General features: G+C 71.2%; 2 protein-coding genes. One reads left to right on the top strand and one right to left on the bottom strand.

Annotated features, from left to right (window positions below):
* A partial coding sequence (locus HMPREF0731_RS08725) for an MFS transporter (protein WP_211207915.1) occupies positions 1-1209 on the top strand: 1209 nt, incomplete at its 5' end.
* A gap of 201 nt (positions 1210-1410) precedes the next feature.
* Here the strand turns inward: HMPREF0731_RS08725 and HMPREF0731_RS08720 are convergent.
* Positions 1411-3051 carry a peptide chain release factor 3 gene (locus HMPREF0731_RS08720; protein WP_007003721.1) on the bottom strand — a complete coding sequence of 547 codons (1641 nt, stop codon included), beginning with the start codon at positions 3049-3051 and terminating at the stop codon, positions 1411-1413.
* Positions 3052-3361: the final 310 nt, after the last annotated feature.

Below are 3361 nucleotides of genomic sequence, written 5' to 3'. Positions count from 1 at the left end.
CCGGAAGGGGGCGCCACCCCCCCTGATGCCGCCAAGGGCGGGCGACCGCCGCTCGCGATGCTGCCGCTGCTGGCGGCGGCCGCCTTCGCCACCGGCTGCGGCATGCGCCTGCTGGACCCCGTCCTGCCGCTGATCGCCGCCGAGCTGCGCGTCACCGTGGCCGAGGTCGCGGTGCTGATCACCGCCTTCGCCCTGCCCTATGGCCTGTGCCAGGTGGTGCTGGGGCCGCTCGGCGACCGTTTCGGCAAGCTGCGCGTGCTGACGCTGGGGCTGGTGCTCTATGGCGTCATGATGGCCTGCTGCGCCCTGGCCGGCGCGCTGACCCCGCTGGTGGCGCTGCGCGCGGCCACGGGGGCGGCGGGGGGTGCCATCATCCCGCTGGCCATGGCCTGGATCGGCGACAACGTGCCCTATGCCGAGCGCCAGGCGACGCTCAGCCGCTTCATGACCGGCATGGTGATGGCGCAGCTGCTGACCGGCCCGGTCTCCGGCGCGGTGGGCCAAGCCTTCGGCTGGCGTGCCGTCTTCCTGCTGGTGGGCGGCGTCGCCGTGGTCACGGCGCTCGCCATCATGCTGACGCTGGGGCGCGGGCTGTGGCGCAGCGGCGGCCCGGCCGGCAAGGGCTCGGGCTTCGCCAATTACGCGCTGCTGCTGCGCCGCCCGGCCGGCCGCAAGCTGCTGCTGGCCGCCTTCCTCGACGGGCTGCTGCTGTTCGGCGGCGCCTTCCCCTTCATCGGCTCCTACCTGATCCAGGGCTTCCATCTGGAGCCCTGGGAGGCCGGGCTGGTGGTGGCGGGGTTCGGCCTCGGCTCGCTGCTCTACACCCGCATCGCCAAGCGGCTGGTCGGCCGGCTGGGCGAGGCGCGGCTGCTGCTCTCGGGCGGCATCCTGCTGGCGGCGGCGCTGGCGGTGCTGGCGCTGGCCCCCTCCTGGCCGGTGGTGGCGGTGGCGCAGGCGCTGTGCGGCCTGTTCTTCTTCATGTTCCACGGCGTGCTGCAGGCCCGCAGCACCGAGGCCCTGCCGGAAGCCCGCGCCACCTCGGTTTCCGCCTTCGCCATGGCGCTGTTCCTGGGCCAGGGGCTGGGCTCGGTGGGCTTCGGCGCGCTGCTCGGCCTCGGCGGCTACAGCCTGGCCTTCCTGGCCGCCGCCGCCGGCATGGTGGCGCTCAGCGTCTGGTGCCGCGTCGCGGTGACCGCCACGCCGCGCTGACCTGCGACCAGTTCGGCCGGCAGGAGCCGGGCGGCCGACGCCGGAGGCACTGCGCGGAGAGATCGAGAAGCTCTGCAAGAGTTCTTTTTTGAAAAAAAGAACCAAAAAACTTTTGTCAGTTTGGCGTCCCGCGTATGGCCATAGGCGGGACGCCAACGGAAAGAAGTCTTTTTGCTTCTTTTTCTTCAGAAAAAGAAGATTTTACCCTGCGTTTTCTTCCACGCCATGCTGCTCGCGCAGCGAGAGGAAGCGCAGCTGCGGCCATTCCTCCTCCGAGCGGCGGCGGCCCCAGTCGGAGGTGAAGAAGGCCACCGGCTCATTGTCATGGTCCTCGGCCATCTGGCTGGGGGCGGTGCGCAGGAAGCGCTCCAGCACCGCGCGGTCCTCGCCCTCCTTCAGCGCCACCCAGCGCATGGTGGACCAGGAGGTGGCGTCGAAGCCGACCTGCACGCCGTATTCCGCCTGGATGCGGCTGGACAGCACGTCGAGCTGCAGCTGCCCGACCACGCCCACCACCGGCTGGCTGCCATCCATCGGGCGGAACACCTGCACCACGCCCTCATCCGCCAGCTGGTCGAGCGCCTTGCGCAGCTTCTTGGCCAGCATCGGGTCGTCGAGCCGGACGCGGCGCAGGATCTCGGGCGCGAAGCTCGGCACGCCGCGGAAATTCAGCTCCTCGCCATCGGTCAGCGTGTCGCCGATGCGCAGCACGCCATGGTTGGCGATGCCCACCACATCGCCCGGCCAGGCCTCCTCCGCCACCTGCCGCTCCTTGGCGAAGAAGAACAGCGGCGCGTTGACCGGGATCGACTTGCCGGTGCGCACCTGCTTCAGCCGCGCCCCCTTGCGCAGCCGCCCCGAGCAGATGCGCAGGAAGGCCACGCGGTCGCGGTGGTTGAGGTCGGTGTTCGCCTGGATCTTGAAGACGAAGCCGGTCAGCTTCTCCTCCTCCGGCCGCACCACCCGGGCGTCGGCGCGGCGGGCGGAGGGGGGCGGGGCGAATTGCGCCAGGCCGTCCAGCAGGTGCCGCACCCCGAAGCCGCGCAGCGCCGAGCCGAAATAGACCGGCGTCAGATGCCCCTCGCGGAAGGAATCGAGGTCGAACTCGGGATAGACCGAGGCCAGCTCCATGCCCTCGCGCAGCACATCGCCCTGGCCGTGCTTCAGCAGGCCGTCGATGCGCGCATCGTCGGGGCCGGACAGCGCCTCCTGCCGCTCGCCGCCCTCGGCGATCAGGCGCAGGCTGTTGTCGTGGCGGTCATAGACGCCGGCGAAGGTGCCGCCCGAGCCGATCGGCCAGGTGGCGGGCGTCACGTCGAGGGCCAGCGTCTTCTCGATCTCGTCGAGCAGCTCCAGCGGCTCGCGCGCCTCGCGGTCCATCTTGTTGATGAAGGTGACGATGGGGATGTCGCGCAGGCGGCAGACCTCGAACAGCTTGCGGGTCTGCGCCTCGATGCCCTTGGCGGCGTCGATCACCATCACCGCGGCGTCCACCGCCGAGAGGGTGCGGTAGGTGTCCTCGGAGAAATCCTCGTGGCCCGGCGTGTCCAGCAGGTTGAACACCTGGCCGGCATATTCGAAGGTCATCACGCTGGTCGCGACCGAGATGCCGCGATCCTGCTCGATCTTCATCCAGTCCGAGCGGGTGCGCCGCCGCTCGCCCTTGGCGCGCACGGCGCCGGCGATCTGGATGGCGCCGCCCAGCAGCAGCAGCTGCTCGGTCAGCGTGGTCTTGCCGGCGTCGGGGTGGGCGATGATGGCGAAGGTGCGCCGGCGCCCCGCCTCGGCCGCGGTCTCGCTGCTCGCGGTGTCCATCTGCTCCGACGCGCTCACTCGGTCCATCCCCGCCAAAAAAGGCGCATATAGCGCGGCGGGCGGGCAAAACCTACCCGTGGGCGTGGCGGCGCGGCGGCGGAAACCCTGTCCGGCCCCGCCGGGTTGTCGGGGGAGAAACCCCCCATGACAGAAGGGCACATGGCATGACCCCGCGCCATTCGCTTCCGCTGCTGGCCACGCTGGCGCTGCTGGGCGCCGCCCCGGCCCTCGCCCAGGGCCAGGACGCGGCCCAGCCCCCGCCGGGCCAGAGCCAGCCGGGCCAGGCCCCGGGCCAGGGCGGTGATGGCCAGCCGCTGGGCCAGAACCCGAACCAGCC

The organism is Pseudoroseomonas cervicalis ATCC 49957 (assembly GCF_000164635.1).
In the GTDB taxonomy this organism is placed as follows: domain Bacteria; phylum Pseudomonadota; class Alphaproteobacteria; order Acetobacterales; family Acetobacteraceae; genus Pseudoroseomonas; species Pseudoroseomonas cervicalis.
The sequence above is the reverse complement of the archived record's forward strand: the minus strand, read 5'-3'. Positions and strand labels throughout refer to the sequence as shown.